The organism is Mesorhizobium sp. WSM3862 (genome assembly GCF_002294985.1).
Lineage (GTDB): Bacteria > Pseudomonadota > Alphaproteobacteria > Rhizobiales > Rhizobiaceae > Mesorhizobium.
Map to the genome: position 1 here is coordinate 107,357 of NZ_NSGE01000003.1, position 14,797 is coordinate 122,153.

At 63.8% G+C, this 14,797-nt stretch carries 16 protein-coding genes and 1 pseudogene; 4 read left to right on the top strand and 13 right to left on the bottom strand.

Annotated elements, in window-relative coordinates:
• Positions 1–33: 33 nt before the first annotated feature.
• The 6 genes from CK224_RS08990 to CK224_RS09015 all read right to left on the bottom strand — a co-directional run bounded on the left by CK224_RS08990 (position 34) and on the right by CK224_RS09015 (position 4,430).
• A complete protein-coding gene (locus CK224_RS08990; RefSeq protein ID WP_095781527.1) occupies positions 34–927 on the bottom strand; it encodes an aminoglycoside phosphotransferase family protein in 894 nt (297 codons plus the stop codon).
• A 40-nt stretch (positions 928–967) separates the two neighbouring features.
• Positions 968–1,900 (bottom strand): GTPase Era, encoded by a 933-nt coding sequence (era, locus tag CK224_RS08995; protein WP_170950229.1) that lies wholly within the window; start codon positions 1,898–1,900, stop codon positions 968–970.
• Entirely contained in the window at positions 1,885–2,601 is a 717-nt protein-coding gene (rnc, locus tag CK224_RS09000; RefSeq protein ID WP_066997455.1) for a ribonuclease III, read from the bottom strand. The genes era and rnc overlap by 16 nt, the downstream gene beginning before the upstream one ends.
• A 4-nt stretch (positions 2,602–2,605) precedes the next feature.
• On the bottom strand, positions 2,606–3,355 hold the full coding sequence (gene lepB, locus CK224_RS09005) for a signal peptidase I (RefSeq protein ID WP_066997458.1): 750 nt from the start codon (positions 3,353–3,355) through the stop codon (positions 2,606–2,608).
• Positions 3,356–3,435: 80 nt separating this feature from the next.
• Positions 3,436–3,849 (bottom strand): holo-ACP synthase, encoded by a 414-nt coding sequence (gene acpS, locus CK224_RS09010; RefSeq protein WP_067321104.1) that lies wholly within the window; start codon positions 3,847–3,849, stop codon positions 3,436–3,438.
• Entirely contained in the window at positions 3,846–4,430 is a 585-nt protein-coding gene (locus CK224_RS09015) for a DUF2062 domain-containing protein (RefSeq protein ID WP_066997464.1), read from the bottom strand. Before CK224_RS09015 ends, acpS begins: the two co-directional genes overlap by 4 nt.
• A 165-nt stretch (positions 4,431–4,595) precedes the next feature.
• On the opposite strand from CK224_RS09015, the gene CK224_RS32340 reads away from it, so the two are divergent.
• Positions 4,596–4,727 carry a hypothetical protein gene (locus CK224_RS32340; protein WP_259979799.1) on the top strand — a complete coding sequence of 44 codons (132 nt, stop codon included), beginning with the start codon at positions 4,596–4,598 and terminating at the stop codon, positions 4,725–4,727.
• Here the strand turns inward: CK224_RS32340 and CK224_RS09020 are convergent.
• The 4 genes from CK224_RS09020 to rpoZ form a co-directional block, all read right to left on the bottom strand.
• Positions 4,708–5,088, bottom strand: coding sequence for a VOC family protein (locus tag CK224_RS09020; protein ID WP_095781943.1), 381 nt, complete (start codon positions 5,086–5,088; stop codon positions 4,708–4,710). The genes CK224_RS32340 and CK224_RS09020 overlap by 20 nt on opposite strands.
• 74 nt (positions 5,089–5,162) lie before the next feature.
• Positions 5,163–5,741: an orotate phosphoribosyltransferase gene (gene pyrE / locus CK224_RS09025; protein ID WP_095781528.1), complete on the bottom strand. Its 579-nt coding sequence runs from the start codon at positions 5,739–5,741 to the stop codon at positions 5,163–5,165.
• 168 nt (positions 5,742–5,909) lie between these two features.
• Entirely contained in the window at positions 5,910–8,138 is a 2,229-nt protein-coding gene (locus tag CK224_RS09030) for a bifunctional (p)ppGpp synthetase/guanosine-3',5'-bis(diphosphate) 3'-pyrophosphohydrolase (protein WP_066997471.1), read from the bottom strand.
• Positions 8,139–8,263: 125 nt separating this feature from the next.
• Positions 8,264–8,665, bottom strand: a complete 402-nt coding sequence (gene rpoZ / locus CK224_RS09035) for a DNA-directed RNA polymerase subunit omega (protein ID WP_066997473.1) — start codon at positions 8,663–8,665, stop codon at positions 8,264–8,266.
• Positions 8,666–8,961: 296 nt separating this feature from the next.
• On the opposite strand from rpoZ, the gene CK224_RS09040 reads away from it, so the two are divergent.
• Positions 8,962–9,543, top strand: a complete 582-nt coding sequence (locus tag CK224_RS09040; protein WP_066997475.1) for an NYN domain-containing protein — start codon at positions 8,962–8,964, stop codon at positions 9,541–9,543.
• On the top strand, positions 9,540–10,211 hold the full coding sequence (locus CK224_RS09045; protein ID WP_176477890.1) for a uracil-DNA glycosylase: 672 nt from the start codon (positions 9,540–9,542) through the stop codon (positions 10,209–10,211). The genes CK224_RS09040 and CK224_RS09045 overlap by 4 nt, the downstream gene beginning before the upstream one ends.
• Here CK224_RS09045 and CK224_RS09050 read toward each other — a convergent pair.
• The 3 genes from CK224_RS09050 to dapA form a co-directional block, all read right to left on the bottom strand.
• Positions 10,180–10,881 carry a glycoside hydrolase family 25 protein gene (locus tag CK224_RS09050; protein ID WP_245425909.1) on the bottom strand — a complete coding sequence of 234 codons (702 nt, stop codon included), beginning with the start codon at positions 10,879–10,881 and terminating at the stop codon, positions 10,180–10,182. The genes CK224_RS09045 and CK224_RS09050 overlap by 32 nt on opposite strands.
• 86 nt (positions 10,882–10,967) lie before the next feature.
• Positions 10,968–11,447, bottom strand: a complete 480-nt coding sequence (gene smpB, locus CK224_RS09055; RefSeq protein WP_095781529.1) for an SsrA-binding protein SmpB — start codon at positions 11,445–11,447, stop codon at positions 10,968–10,970.
• A gap of 25 nt (positions 11,448–11,472) precedes the next feature.
• Positions 11,473–12,354: a 4-hydroxy-tetrahydrodipicolinate synthase gene (gene dapA / locus CK224_RS09060; protein ID WP_095777859.1), complete on the bottom strand. Its 882-nt coding sequence runs from the start codon at positions 12,352–12,354 to the stop codon at positions 11,473–11,475.
• A gap of 301 nt (positions 12,355–12,655) precedes the next feature.
• Between dapA and CK224_RS09065 the strand changes: the two are divergent.
• Positions 12,656–14,679, top strand: a pseudogene (locus CK224_RS09065) (lytic transglycosylase domain-containing protein).
• Positions 14,680–14,797 lie beyond the last annotated feature (118 nt).

The following is a 14,797-nucleotide window of genomic DNA, read 5'->3' on the forward strand; positions in this document are numbered from 1 at the left end:
TACTCGACCGGTGACGGCGCCTGCTTGGCGCCGTCATCCCAATTTGCGATGATCGGCGAGCACTTCGTCGATCACGCGGCGCTGCCTCCCGACCTCGGCCTGGTTGGCGTCGTGACCGGCAACGGTGATGAGCGCCTTCCACAGCGTCCAGCCGCGTCCGCGCGCCCAGGTCGCGTCATCGACGTCGATGCGCGCGCGGAATGCCTCGCGGCTCTCGCCCTCGAACAGCGTCCAGGCAATCGCGAGATCGCAGGAGGGATCGCCGACGCCCGACGTGCCGAAATCGATGACAGCGCTCAGACGGCCGTCCTCGACCAGCAGATTGCCTGAGGCGACATCGCCGTGGAACCAGACGGGCGAGCCGTGCCAGCCGGCAGCAAGCGCCGCCTTCCAGACGGCAGTGGCGGCTTGCGTATCGATCCGGCCTTCAAGCGCAGCGATGGCCTGTCTCGCCTCGTCGTCATAGACGGCCAGCGGGCCGCCGCGATAAAAATTGTGCTGGCCAGGTGCCGGCCCCGCGGTCGGATCGATCCGTTTCAGGGCTACGAGGAACTCAGCCAGCGAGACCGCGAACGCGCGAAGGTCGGCGATGTGACCGGCTTTCGCCGTCTCGCCTTCGATCCAGCGGTAGACGGACCAGTGCCAGGGATAGCCCGCCGCCGGCTCGCCCATGGCGAGCGGCTCGGGAATCGGCAGCGGCAGAAGCGGCGCAAGCTTGCGCAGCCAGCGATGCTCCTTCTCGACCTGCAGCGCATAGGGAGCAGCACTTGGCAGCCTGACCGCCATCGCGTCGCCGAGATGGAACGTACGGTTGTCCCAGCCGCCCAACGCGACCGGCTTCACAGGCAGATGCCGCCATTCGGGAAACTGCGCGTCGACGAGCCGCCGCACGAGAGCGGTGTCGATATCCATCTTCGGGCTGTGCATGTCGTTATCCCAAAACTGCGTCGTTTTTGGGCGACATGGATCAGTTGGGAAACTCCAATCCCATCTCGCGATAGCGCTCGGGGTCATCGCCCCAGTTCTCGCGCACCTTGACGAACAGGAAAAGATGCACCTTCTGCTCGAGGATCTCGGCGATCTCGGCGCGCGCGGCCTGGCCGATGGCGCGGATCGTCTCGCCCTTGTGGCCAAGCACGATCTTCTTCTGGCTCTCGCGCTCGACATAGATGACCTGCTCGATGCGCACCGAGCCGTCCTTCTTCTCCTCCCACTTCTCGGTCTCGATATGCGAGGAATAGGGAAGCTCCTGATGGAGCCTCAGATAAAGCTTTTCGCGCGTGATCTCGGCCGCGAGCTGGCGCATCGGCAGATCGGAGATCTGGTCTTCCGGATAGTACCAGGGACCGGCTGGAAGGGTCTCGGCAAGATAATCGAGCAGGTCCTTGCAGCCGGAGCCGGTGAGCGCCGAGACCATGAAGGTGCGCTTGAACGGCACTCTTTCGTTCGCTGCCGCGGCCAAAGCAAGAAGCGTCTCCGGCTTGACCCGGTCGACCTTGTTGAGGACGAGCAGCATCGGCTGCTTGACGTCCTTCAGCCGGTCGAGGATGGCGTCGGCATCGCCTTTGATGCCGCGTTCGGCATCGATCAGCAGCACCACCACATCGGCATCCTTGGCGCCGCCCCAGGCGGTGGTGACCATGGCCGTGTCCAGCCGCCGCCTCGGCTTGAAGATGCCGGGCGTGTCGACGAAGACGATCTGCGCGTTGTGATGCGTGGCGATGCCGCGCACGATGGCTCGGGTGGTCTGCACCTTGTGGGTGACGATCGACACTTTCGCGCCGACCAGCTGGTTGACCAGCGTCGACTTGCCGGCATTGGGCGCGCCGATCAGGGCGACGAAGCCTGAGCGCGTAGGAGGCGTTTCGGAGGTTTCGGTGGCGGTCATGCAGCGCTCCATACGCCTTCGCGCAGCAGCAACGCGGCCGCCGCCGCCTGCTCCGCTTCCCGCTTGGAACGGCCGCTGCCGATCGCCGGCGCGAAAGAGCCGACCTTGACGCTGACGGTGAACAGCGGGTCGTGGTCGGGCCCTTCGCGAGCATCCACCCGGTAGGCCGGCACCGCGCCCGACGCCGCCTGGTGCGCCCACTCCTGCAACTCGGTCTTGGCATCGCGGCGGGCAGCACCGATCGCCTGCGAGCGCGGCTGCCAGTAGCGGTGGATAAACGCGCGGGCGGTCTCAAGGCCACCATCCAGGTAAAGCACGGCGATCAGCGACTCCAGCGCGTCGGCACGCAGATTGGTTCGCTTGCGGCCTTCGAGATTGCGCACGTCGGAGCCGGCGCGGATCAGCTCCGGCAGGCCGATCTCCTCGGCGATCTCGGAGAGCGCCTCGGCATTGACAAGCGCGTTGAGGCGGAGCGACAGCTCGCCCTCGGCGGCATCGGGAAAGGCAGCGAGCAGCATGTCGGCCACGACCAGGCCGAGAACGCGGTCGCCCAAAAATTCGAAGCGTTCGTAGTCGACGCCGGCATGCGTCGAACGCGCGCTGGCATGGGTCAGCGCGCGCTGCAGACGCTGGCGGTCGGCGAAGGCGTGGCCGGTGCGCTCGACAAGCGCTTCGGCAAGGGCATCGGCGGTCAAACGCTTGGTCGCCGCCATGACCTTAGTGGACGAGATGGAACAGGCGGCCGGCACGCATCAGCGACGGCCACTTCCAGATTTCCAACGGGCTGGCGCCATCGGCGATCGAGAAGAAGATGACGTTGGCGCGGCCGACGAGGTTCTCGGCCGGCACGAAACCGACGGTGAAGCGGCTGTCGGAGGAATTGTCGCGATTGTCGCCCATCATAAAATAGTGGCCGGGCGGCACGTCGAACTCGCGCGTGTTGTCGCCAATCGAATTGGGCGTCAGATCGAGCGTGTCATAGGTGACGCCGTTGGGCAGCGTCTCGCGATAGACGTCGACGGGACGGTCGACCTCGGTGATGTCGGGATTGTCGATCTGGCCGACCTTTTCGCGCGGCACGGCGGTGCCGTTGATGAAGAGCTGGCCGTCCTTGACCTGGATCTTGTCGCCGGGCAGGCCGACGACGCGCTTGATGTAGTCGACGGACGGATCCGGCGGGAACTTGAACACGACCACGTCGCCGCGCTTGGGCTCAGAGCCCCAGATGCGGCCGGAGAAAATATTGGGGCCGAAGGGCAGCGAGTAGCGCGAATAGCCATAGGCCCATTTGGTGACGAACAGATAGTCGCCTTCGAGCAGCGTCGGCCGCATCGAGCCGGAGGGGATGGAGAAGGGCTGGAACAGCAGCGTGCGGATGACAAGCGCGAGCAGCAGAGCCTGGATGATGACGGAAAAGGTTTCCCCAAGCCCGCCGGATTTCTTCTGCGATTTTTCAGCCACGCTCATGTCGTCCTCGATTGTGCGTTGGTTGGTATAGAGTCTCGGCGCGCGCTGGGCAACGTCATGCCGCCCGTGGTCAGATGGAATCAATGTGGCGCTTGTTCGGCGGGCACTGCCTCGATGATCACAAAGGCTTGAGCAAGTGGAAAATCGTCGGTGATGGTGAGGTGGATCAGCGCATGGTGGCCCTTGGGCAGGATTTTTTCCAGCCTGGCGGCAGCGCCACCGGTGAGCGCCATGGTGGGCGCTCCGCTGGGCAGGTTGACCACGCCCATGTCGCGCCAGAAGACGCCCTCGGCCATGCCGGTGCCAAGCGCCTTGGCGCAGGCCTCCTTGGCGGCGAAGCGCTTGGCGTAGGAAGCGGCACGGGCCGCGCGCTTCTCCGACTTGGCCTGCTCGACCTCGGTGTAGATACGCTGGATAAAGCGCTGGCCGTGCCGTTCCAGGGACTTCTCGATACGTCTGATGTCGATCAGGTCGCTGCCGATGCCGATGATCATTCCGCGGGAACTTCCCGTCCGCCCTGCCGGGCCTTCCCGGCTCGCTCGGTCATTCGCCGCTGCCGTTGCGCGCGAAAAGCGGTCATGCCCCACCGCGTGACACCATAGAAGACGAGCCCGAAGACCAAGCCGAGGGGCACCGCGCCGAGAAGCATCGGCTCCAGGATCGGGTGCCACAGCTTGGCGAAGGAAAGCGTGTGCATCATTTCCCCGAGATGCTCCGGCGGCCCATGCCTGGGCAGATGTTCATGCAGGATGAGCTTGCCGGTCTCCCAGGACGCGCCCCAGAGCAGCGGGAAGGACAGCGGATTGCCGAAGAACACCGCACCGAGGGCTGCCGCCACCAGATTGCCGGCGATCACCCAGCAGAGCACGGCGGCGATGATGAAGTGGAAGCCTAGCGGGAAGAAGGAGGCGAAAACGCCTGCCGCGACTCCGGCGGCCACCGAATGGGGCGTCGCTTTCAGCCGCAGAATGCGCTTGGAGAAATACTGAACGGAGCGCGAGAACGAGCGGCGCGGCCATAGGTAAGTACGCACCCGCTCCAGGAGGCCATCAGGCTCTCGGCGTCGAAAAAGCACTCTGTTTCGGTTCCTGGTCCAACACACGCTTCCCTGCCAGCCGGGTCGCGCCAACATATCTTGCGCTTCACCGGCGCAGGAAGGCAACAAAACTTTGCTATAGCGGCGATTGCCAGACCACGGAACAGCGAAACGTCGCCGCGATGGTCTGCCGCAGGCTCTTACATGAGCGCCATTCTGGCGAAACTGAGGAAGACTGGGCAAAGCATGTTTGGCCATTCGTCCTTGCGCGACCGCGGCGCCGAGGTATCGGACGCGGTCAGCCTGGGCTTTTCAGCTAAGTTCGATATTCGCTGACCTCGACCAGATTGTCGTCGGGATCCCGGAAATAGACCGACATCATCCTGCCGCGAGCGCCGGTGCGCTCGACAGGTCCGACTTCGATCGCCACGCCGTTGGCTTCGAGGCTGGCGCGGATTTCGGCAAGAGGCACCGCAGCAATGAGGCAGAAATCGCCGGAGCCCGGCGTCGACGCCTTAGCCTTCGGCTCAAAGGTGCGAGCGACCTCGTGCAGATTGATCTTCTGCGATCCGAACAGAAGCGCGGTCGGCCGGCTCGGCTCGTCCAGCCGCCCCATGCCCAGCACGCGCTGATAGAAGTCGCAAGTCGCTTCGACAGACCGGACCGTCAGGACGAAATGATCGATGCCGGCTATCATGGGGCCTCTGCGCGCTTCGCTGGCAAAGAGATTCAACCGGCACCCTCAGGTGCTTGTTTTCATTCATCGCCAGGTCAGATATTTCGGCTTCCCGGCTTAACGGCAGGGATGGCGGCAAGTTCCGGCGGCAGGCGGTCGGGCGGGTAGGCCGGCACCTCATATTCGGCGAGCGCAATCAGCGGCACGCCGACATCGGTCTTACCGGCCGAACGGTCGATGATGCAGGCGGCCGCCACCACCTCGGCGCCGAGCTGGCGCAGGCAGTCGATGGTCTCGCGTATCGAGAGACCCGTGGTGACGATGTCCTCGACAATGACGACGCGCGATCCGTTGGCGATCTCGAAGCGACGCAGCCGGAACTCGCCCCCTTCCCGCTCGACCCAGACCGCCGGCGTGCCGAGATGGCGCGAGGTCTCGTAAGCCGGGATCAGGCCGCCGATCGCCGGGCCGACGACATAGTCGATCCTGCCCGTCACCGCCTCACGAATCTTTTCGGCCAGCGCTTTGCACAGGCGCTCGGTCTTGTCGGCATGCATGAAGACGCGCGCCTTCTGCAGGAAGATCGGGCTGCGCAGTCCGGACGTCAGGATGAAATGCCCTTCGAGAACCGCGCCAGCCTCGCGGAAAATACCCAGCACTTCATCGGTGTTCATTGTTCGCTCCATGCTCTTTGCGAGTGGTGAGTAGTTATTAGTGAGTAGTGGGTCGAAGAGTGAATGGTGAATGGTGAATGGCAGTGAGAGCAACCTATTCACTATTCACTATTCACTATTCACTATTCACTATTCACTATTCACTATTCACTATTCACTATTCACTATTCACCCATTCACACGCCGTGCGTCGCTGACGCTCGAATTGTCCTTTAGCTGTGACAGCAGCCGGTTGAGGTGCTTCAGGTCCCAAACCTCGAGGTCGATCAGCATCTCGGTGAAATCGGGCGCGGTGCGCACCATCGACAGCGTGTGGATGTTGGCATCGTTGGACGCGACGACCTGCGCGATGTCGGCGAGCGAGCCCGGCGCATTGATGGCTGTGACCGAGATGCGCGCCGGGAAGCGCTCCTTGGTCCGCTCGTCTATATCCCAGCGCACATCGATCCAGCGCTCGGGCTGGTCGTCGAAAGCCTGCAGGGCCGGCGACTGGATAGGATAGATGGTGATGCCGGTTCCCGGCTGGATGATGCCGACGATGCGGTCGCCGGGCACCGCCCCTTCCGGCGCGAAGCGCACCGGCAGGTCGCCGCGCACGCCGCGGATGGGCACCGCACCGTCGCGCTGCTGGTCCTTGCCCTTGCGCGCGGCGCGGCCGGGCATCTGGAACAGCATGCCCGCGGCGTTGCGGATCTTGGACCAGCCTTCCTCGCGCTGCTTGGGCGCCGCGACCGTGACGCGCTCGTCCTTGTAGTCGGGGAAGACTGCTTTCATGACATCGGTCGAGGCAAGCTCGCCGCGGCCGACAGAGGCCAGCACGTCCTCTATATCCTTGCGCGCCAGGCGATGCAGAACCGGCTTCAGGCTTTCCTTGGTGAAGTTCTTGCCGGCGCGCTCGAAGGCGCGTTCGAGGATGCGGGCGCCGAGCCCGGAGTATTGCTTGCGGATGGCATTCTTGGTGGCGCGGCGGATGGCGGCGCGCGCCTTGCCGGTGACGACGACCGATTCCCAGGCTGCCGGCGGCACCTGTGCCTTGGAGCGGATGATCTCGACCTCGTCGCCGTTCTTCAACTCCGTCATCAGCGGCATGATGCGGCCGTTGACCTTGGCGCCGACACAGGTGTCGCCGACATCGGTGTGGACGGCATAGGCGAAGTCGATGGGGGTGGCGCCGCGCGGCAGCGCGATCAGCATGCCTTTGGGCGTGAAGCAGAACACCTGGTCCTGGAACAGCTCGAGCTTGGTGTTTTCCAGGAAATCCTCGGGATTGTCGCCCTCGGCCAGTTGCTCGATGGTGCGGCGCAGCCAGGCATAGGCGTTGGTCTCCTTGGAGATCGCGTGCGCTGCGCCGTTCGGCTTGCCGCCGCTGTCCTTGTAGATCGAATGCGCGGCAACGCCGTATTCGGCGATCTTGTTCATCTCGCGGGTGCGGATCTGCAATTCGACGCGCTGGCGCGACGGGCCGACAATGGTGGTGTGGATCGAGCGGTAGTCGTTCTGCTTCGGCGTCGAGATGTAATCCTTGAAGCGCCCGGGCACCATCGACCAGGTGGTGTGGATGGCGCCAAGCGCGCGGTAGCAGTCCTCGACGGTGTCGACGACCACACGGAAGCCGAAGATGTCGGAGAGCTGCTCGAAGGAGAGCGCCTTGGCCTCCATCTTGCGGAACACCGACCACGGCTTTTTCTGCCGGCTTTTGACGCCGGCTTTGATCGCGTGTTTTTCGAACAGGCCGGACAGCGCCTTCTCGATCTCGTCCAGCACCCCCTTGTTGCGCTCGAAGATCTCGGCGAGCCGCGCGGTGACGGCGCGATAGGCTTCCGGATTGATGTAGCGGAAGGCGATCTCCTCAAGTTCCTCGCGCATGCCTTGCATGCCCATGCGGCCGGCGAGCGGCGCATAGATGTCCATCGTCTCCTCGGCGATGCGCAGGCGCTTGGACTCGGGCATATGGTCGAGCGTGCGCATGTTGTGCAGGCGATCGGCGAGCTTGACCAGCAGAACGCGAATATCCTCGGAGATCGCCAGCAACAGCTTGCGCAGGTTCTCCGCCTGCTCGGCCTTCTTGGAAACGAGGTCGAGCTTCTTCAGCTTGGTCAATCCCTCGACCAGCTTGCCCATCTCGGGGCCGAACAATTCATCGATCTCGGCCCGGGTCGCGGTTGTGTCCTCGATCGTGTCGTGCAGCAGGGCAACAGCGATGGTCGCCTCGTCCATATGCATCTCGGTGAGGATGGCCGCCACTTCCAGCGGATGCGAGAAATAGGGATCGCCCGAGGCGCGCTTCTGGTGGCCATGCTTTTGCATGGCGTAGACATAGGCCTTGTTGAGCAGCGCCTCATTGACGTCAGGCTTGTAGCGCTGCACGCGCTCGACAAGCTCATACTGACGCATCATGGGCGGGATCTCGCGGTGATGAAATGATTGATGCGCCGCACCGGCGTGCGACGCATCCCATAGATAGCCACGAAACTGACGATACGGAAGTCCCGGATGCTTGATCCAGGCCCGTGTCCAAGAGCTTAGTAGTCGTCGCTCTTTTCCGGCGGCACCAGACCCTCGATGCCGGCCAGCAGATCTTCCTCGCTCATGCGGTCGAAGGCGATGTTCTCTTCGGCATCGTCGGTGTCGGCAGCAGCGGTGGCAGCGCCGGTCTGGTCGGCGATGGCCTCGCCCTCGGCCTCCGGCTCGTCGACCTCGACATGCTTCTGCAGCGAGTGGATCAGGTCTTCCTTGAGGTCGTCCGGCGACAGCGTCTCGTCGGCGATCTCGCGCAGCGCAATGACCGGATTCTTGTCATTGTCGCGAGGAACGGTGATCTGCGCGCCCTGGCTGATCTGGCGGGCACGGTGGCCGGCGAGCAGCACGAGCTCGAAACGGTTGTCGACCTTGTCGATGCAATCTTCAACGGTTACGCGGGCCATGGACTGCCCCTTTCATGCGTGGATTTGATGGAAAACTGGCGGGCTCCATAACAAGGACGCCGCCGAAATACAAGCTTTATGGCGGACACCGCCGAAGCACGAGCCCTTGCCCGGCTCAATACCGGACCTCGCCATGCTTACCTAGTGCCGATCACAATTGCTTGCAATGCGCGCCCTGCCCTTGGATATCCATAAATCTGGCGTTATCTCGAAAGGGGCGGGAAGAGGGACCATTATCGGGCCTACCCGTCACGTCCTTTTAGACGACAGAAATTTTTGAAAAGGGATATTTTTCAATGTTCGATCCCCGTGAAAAGATCGCTCTTTTCATCGACGGCGCCAACCTCTACGCCACCTCGCGGGCGCTGGGCTTCGACATCGACTACCGCAAGCTTCTGTCGAGCTTTCAGAAACGCGGCTACCTGCTCAGGGCCTATTACTACACCGCGCTGGTCGAGGATCAGGAATATTCCTCGATCCGGCCGCTGATCGACTGGCTGGACTATAACGGCTTCAAGGTGGTGACCAAGCCAGCCAAGGAGTTCACCGACTCGACCGGCCGGCGCAAGATCAAGGGCAACATGGACATCGAGCTCACCGTCGATGCGCTGGAGCTTGCCGATGTCGTCGACCACTATGTCATCTTCTCCGGCGACGGCGACTTCCGCACGCTGGTCGAGGCGCTGCAGCGGCGTGGCCGCAAGGTGTCGATCATCTCGACCATGGCCTCGCAGCCGCCGATGATCTCCGACGACCTGCGCCGCCAGGCCGACCACTTCATCGACCTCATGACGCTGAAGAATGAAGTCGGCCGCGATCCATCGGAACGGCCGGTCCGCCGGCCTGAGCCGGCTGAAGCCGACGAGGACGATTATTGAGCGCGGCAGCCTTGAGCGCCGCGCCCTCCCCCGAGCCTGACCGCGATTGTCCGCTTTGCCCGCGGCTGCACGACTTCATCGCCGTCTGGCGCCAGCGCGAGCCGGGCTGGTTCAATGCACCGGTGCCGACCTTCCTGCCGCCGGAGGGCGAGGACTCGGTCAGGCTCCTCATCGTCGGGCTGGCGCCCGGCCTGCGCGGCGCCAACCGCACCGGGCGTCCCTTCACCGGCGACTATGCCGGCGACCTGCTCTACGCAACGCTGATCGCTCAAGGGTTGGCGCGCGGGGAATTCAAGGCCAGGCCCGATGACGGGCTGGAGCTCGTCGGCACCGCGATCACCAATGCGGTGCGATGCGTGCCGCCGGAAAACAAGCCGGTCGGCGCCGAGATCGCCACCTGCCGGACCTTCCTCAAACCGACGATCGCGCGCTTTGCCAATCTGCGGGCCATCCTGACGCTGGGCTCGATCGCGCATCAATCGACGGTGCGGGCGCTGGGCGGGCGAGTCGCCACCCTTCCGTTCCGCCACGGCGGACGCCAGCAGGCCGGCGGCATCACGCTGTTCTCCAGCTATCACTGCTCGCGCTACAACACCAACACCGGTGTCCTGACGGAAGCGATGTTCGTCGATGTCTTCAAGGAGATAGCGGCGTTCCTGAAGAGCTAGAGTCAGGCGCAGCGGCGAACAGCTCCGAGAGCCTCGCCGGCCCGCCCTTCAGCACATTCAGGTCGACGTCGCCGTCGATGCCGTCGACACGGCCTGTGTCGAGATATTGCCAATAGACCCAGTCGTCTTCGTTCAGCGGCCCCCGCACAGAGCGCAGCCAGCGCTGTCGAACCGCGATATGAGCGGCATAGGTCGGCGCCGTCTCATCGGTAATATAGAAAATGGCCGGCTTGCCGTAAGCCGCCTCGACCGGGCCAAGGAATGCCAGCAGTTCGGCGTTCAGCTCGGCGGGCGAAGGGCGTCGCGGGCAATTGCCGTGGAACTCGATGTCGACCACCGGCGGCAAGAGCTGCTCGCCGCGCGGCACGACCGAGATGAAATTCCTGGCCTGGTCGGCACCCGGGCGGCAGAAGGTGAAGAAATGATAGGCGCCGACAGCGAGGCCAGCCGCGCGGGCCTGGCGCAAATTCTCAGCAAAGGCGTCATCGACATAGTCACCACCTTCCGTCGCCTTGATGATGGCGAAGACGACATCGTCGGCCGCGACGCGCGGCCAGTCGATCCTGCCCTGGTGATGCGAAACATCGATGCCCCTTAAGGGGAATTTGCCGCGATCCGGCGGGAAAGCACGGTGCCGGAAGAAGCCCTCTGCCCATGTGGCAAGCGCCAGAAAGACGAAAGCCAGGGCCAGGGCAATCAAGCCGTTCCTCAAGCCTTGGCTCCCTGCTCGCCTTGCCCCGCATATCGAAGGTGGCTTTATCCGCGCCCCTTAAGGAGCCGTCCCTTCTCGCGCGACCAGTCGCGCTGCTTTTCGGTCTCGCGCTTGTCGTGCAGCTTCTTGCCGCGGGCGATGGCGAGCAGGAGCTTGGCGCGGCCGCGATCGTTGAAATAGATTTTCAGCGGCACCAGCGTCATGCCTTCGCGCTCCACGCTCTGCGCAAGTTTGGCCATCTCGCGCTTGCTGACGAGCAGCTTACGGCGCCGGCGCGGCTCGTGGTTGAAGCGGTTGGCCTGGAGATATTCCGGCAGATAGGAATTGATCAGCCAGATCTCGCCGCCTTCGGCGGAGGCGTAGCTCTCCTGGATGTTGGCCTGGCCCTGGCGCAGCGACTTGACCTCGGTGCCGGTCAGCACCAAGCCGGTCTCGATCGTGTCGAGCACCTCGTAGGAAAAGCGCGCCTTGCGGTTTTCGGCGACCGTCCTGTTGTTGGGGTCGGCTTTCTTGACTTGATTCATAATGCGGAGAGGTGGCGCCTCATCCCTAATTAATCAAGCCGGCGTGCTTCAGCGCCGCGTCGAGCTTCTCGGCGGTCGAAGCTTCGACCGTCACCAGCGGCGAGCGGACCACGTTCTCGACCTTGCCCAGCTTCGACAGGGCGTATTTGGCGCCGGACACGCCGGGCTCCACGAAAATTGCTTTATGCAGCGGCAGGAGACGATCCTGCAGTTCTAGCGCCTTGGCGCTGTCGCCGGAGAGCGTCGCTTCCTGGAACTCGGCGCAAAGGCGCGGCGCGACGTTCGACGTCACCGAGATGCAGCCGACGCCGCCATGCGCGTTGAAGCCGAGCGCGGACGCATCCTCACCGGAAAGCTGGATGAAATCCTTGCCGCAGGTCATGCGCTGTTCCGAGACGCGCTCGACCTTGCCGGTCGCATCCTTGACGCCGGCGATGTTCTTGAAGTCGTGGCGCAGCCTGCCCATCGTCTCCGGGGTCATGTCGATCACCGAGCGCGGCGGGATGTTGTAGATGATGATCGGCAGCTTCGTTGCCCTGGCAACGGCTGCGAAATGCTCGTAGAGGCCGCGCTGGGTCGGCTTGTTGTAATAAGGCGTGACGACCAGGGCTGCATCGGCGCCTGACTTTTCGGCATACTGCACCAGGCCGACGGCTTCCTCGGTGTTGTTGGAGCCGGCACCGGCCACAACTGGAACCCTGCCCCTGGCGACCTCGATGCAGACCTTGACGACATTGCGGTGCTCGTCATGCGACAGCGTCGGCGACTCGCCGGTGGTGCCGACGGGCACGAGGCCCTTGGTGCCCTCGGCGATCTGCCATTCGACAAACGCGCGAAAGGCTTTCTCGTCGAAACGCCCGCTCTTTTCAAACGGTGTCACGAGCGCAGTCAGCGAGCCTCTCAGCATATTGTCCAAACTCCTTGGGACTTTGTTGGTCCAAGCATGTCGTTCTCCCAAAGCCGGGTGCCCACTTTGTGCGACATGCATCAGCGTTTTGTCGATGCGTAAATTCCCGCGCCTTCTAATCGAAAGCGAAGCCGCGCACCATAGTCTCGACACGGTTCAGCGGCAAGCATTGCTGTAGTGCCAGCAAGCGTAATTCGAACGGCCTCGATAACCTTTTGTTTACGAGCCTTTCACGACCTAAGTTTAGGCTCCGGGTCGGCCTCGAAGGCCCTGCCTGCTGACAATGTGCCGGGGTGGAACAATGCCGACAAGTCGGCCTCATCTGTTCGCGCTTTTGAGCGCGGCTGTCGCGCTGATACCGGGTATGGCGATCGGCGGCAGCGTCGACGTGCGCGTGACGGCGGCGATTGCCGCGCCGGGCTCGCCGTCGGCCGCGGACCAGGCGCAGCAGCTTCAGCCTCCGTCCAGCATCGGGCAATTGAAGAGCGGACTCGACGCGGTCGCGGTGAACAACATCGCCGCGGCGCGCAATGCCCGCGACACGTTGCCCTCCACCTCGCTCGACCGGCACATTCTGGCCTGGGCGATCGCGCTGTATGGCGGCGACCAGGTGCCGAGCGGCGAAATCGCCGATGCCGCCAAGATGCTGCCTGGATGGCCGGGCACGATCGCGCTGCGCAGGAACAGCGAGCGCGCGCTCTATCGCGAGAACCCGCCGCCGCCAGTGGTGGTGCGGGCCTTCGGCCGCAGCCAGCCGCTGACGCCGGAAGGCGTGATCATCCTTGCCCGCTCGCAGGTGGCGCTGGGCGATCAAGCGGCGGCGCGCGCGGTGCTGGTGCCCTTCTGGCGCACGGAGAAGCTGGATGCCCAGGTCGAAACTTCCATCATCAAGGAATTCGGCACGCTGATCCCCGCGGCCGATCATCGCTATCGCATGGAGCGCATGTTCTATGCCGACCGGCCGTCCTCGGCGCTGCGCGTCGCCGGCCTTGCCGGCGCCCAGCAACTGGCGGATGCCTGGGTGGCGGTCGATAAAGGCGAAAAAAACGCGGCGAAACTGTTGAAGGCGGTGCCGGCGACGCAGCGTTCGGCCGGCTATTTCTTCGCCGAGGCAGAATATCTGCGCAAGCAGCAAAAAGTTGCCGATGCCGCGGCAGTCGTGATGAAGGCGCCGACCAATCGCGACGCGCTGGTCGATCCCGATGCCTGGTGGGTGGAGCGGCGCGTTCTTTCGCGCGAGCTGGTCGATCAGGGCGACATAAAGACCGCCTACAAGATTGCCTCCATGCATGCGGCCGAAAGCGCGGCCAGCGCCGCGGAAGCCGAGTTCCATGCCGGCTGGTATGCATTGCGCGGTCTCAACGACCCGGCAGCGGCCGCCTCGCATTTTTCACGCATCGCCGAGCTCGCCCAGGCGCCTATTACTGGCTTGGCCGCGCCGCGGAAGTCGGCGGCGCGGGCAGCGCCAAGGACTATTTCACCCGGGCAGCCAGCTACGGCACCACCTTCTACGGCCAGCTTGCCGGCGAGCGTGTGGGCCTCAGAACCTTGAGCATCGTCCATCCCACGCCCAGCGCGGCCGACCGCCAAAGCTTCGAGGGCCGCGAGGCGGTGAAAGCGATCAAGCGGCTGCAGGAGGCAGGCTATGACCGCTATGCCGAGACGCTCTACCGCGACCTCGCGGGGCAGCTGACCAGCCCCGGCGAGCTTGCGCTGCTGGCGGGGCTTGCCGAAAAACAGGGCAACCATTTCATGGCGCTGAAGGTCGGCAAGATCGCCGCCCAGCGCGGCATCGATGTGGGTGCGCTTTCGCATCCGTTGGGTGTCATTCCCGATTCGGCCGATATCTCCGGCTCCGGCAAGGCGCTGGCCTATGCCATCGCCCGCCAGGAGAGCGAGTTCAATGTCGCGGCGATTTCCAGCGCCGGCGCGCGCGGCCTCTTGCAGTTGATGCCGGGTACCGCCAAGCAACTGGCGAAGAAGGCCGGCATGACCTTCTCGCAAACGCGGCTGACGACCGATGCCGGTTACAACGCGACGCTGGGGTCAGCCTTCCTCGGCGAGCAGCTCGACCGCTTCAACGGCTCCTATGTGCTGACCTTCGCCGGGTACAATGCCGGCCCAAACCGCGCCGCCCAGTGGGTGGCGAAATATGGTGATCCGCGCGGCAAGGACGTGGACGCCGTCGTCGACTGGGTCGAGCGGATCCCATACACAGAAACAAGAAGTTACGTGCAGCGCGTGATGGAGAATTATGAAGTCTACAAGATGCGTATTTCCGGCAAATACGACATCGTCGGGGATTTGGTGAACGGGCGCAGTTGAGGGCCGGCGGGCGTATGCAAGCCTCAGGTTGGCGATCCTTCGCGCCCCCCTCTGTCCTGCCGGAAACCTCCCGCATCCAATGTTTTGACCGCGGCCGCCCTCGCCTGTAGCTGTCGGT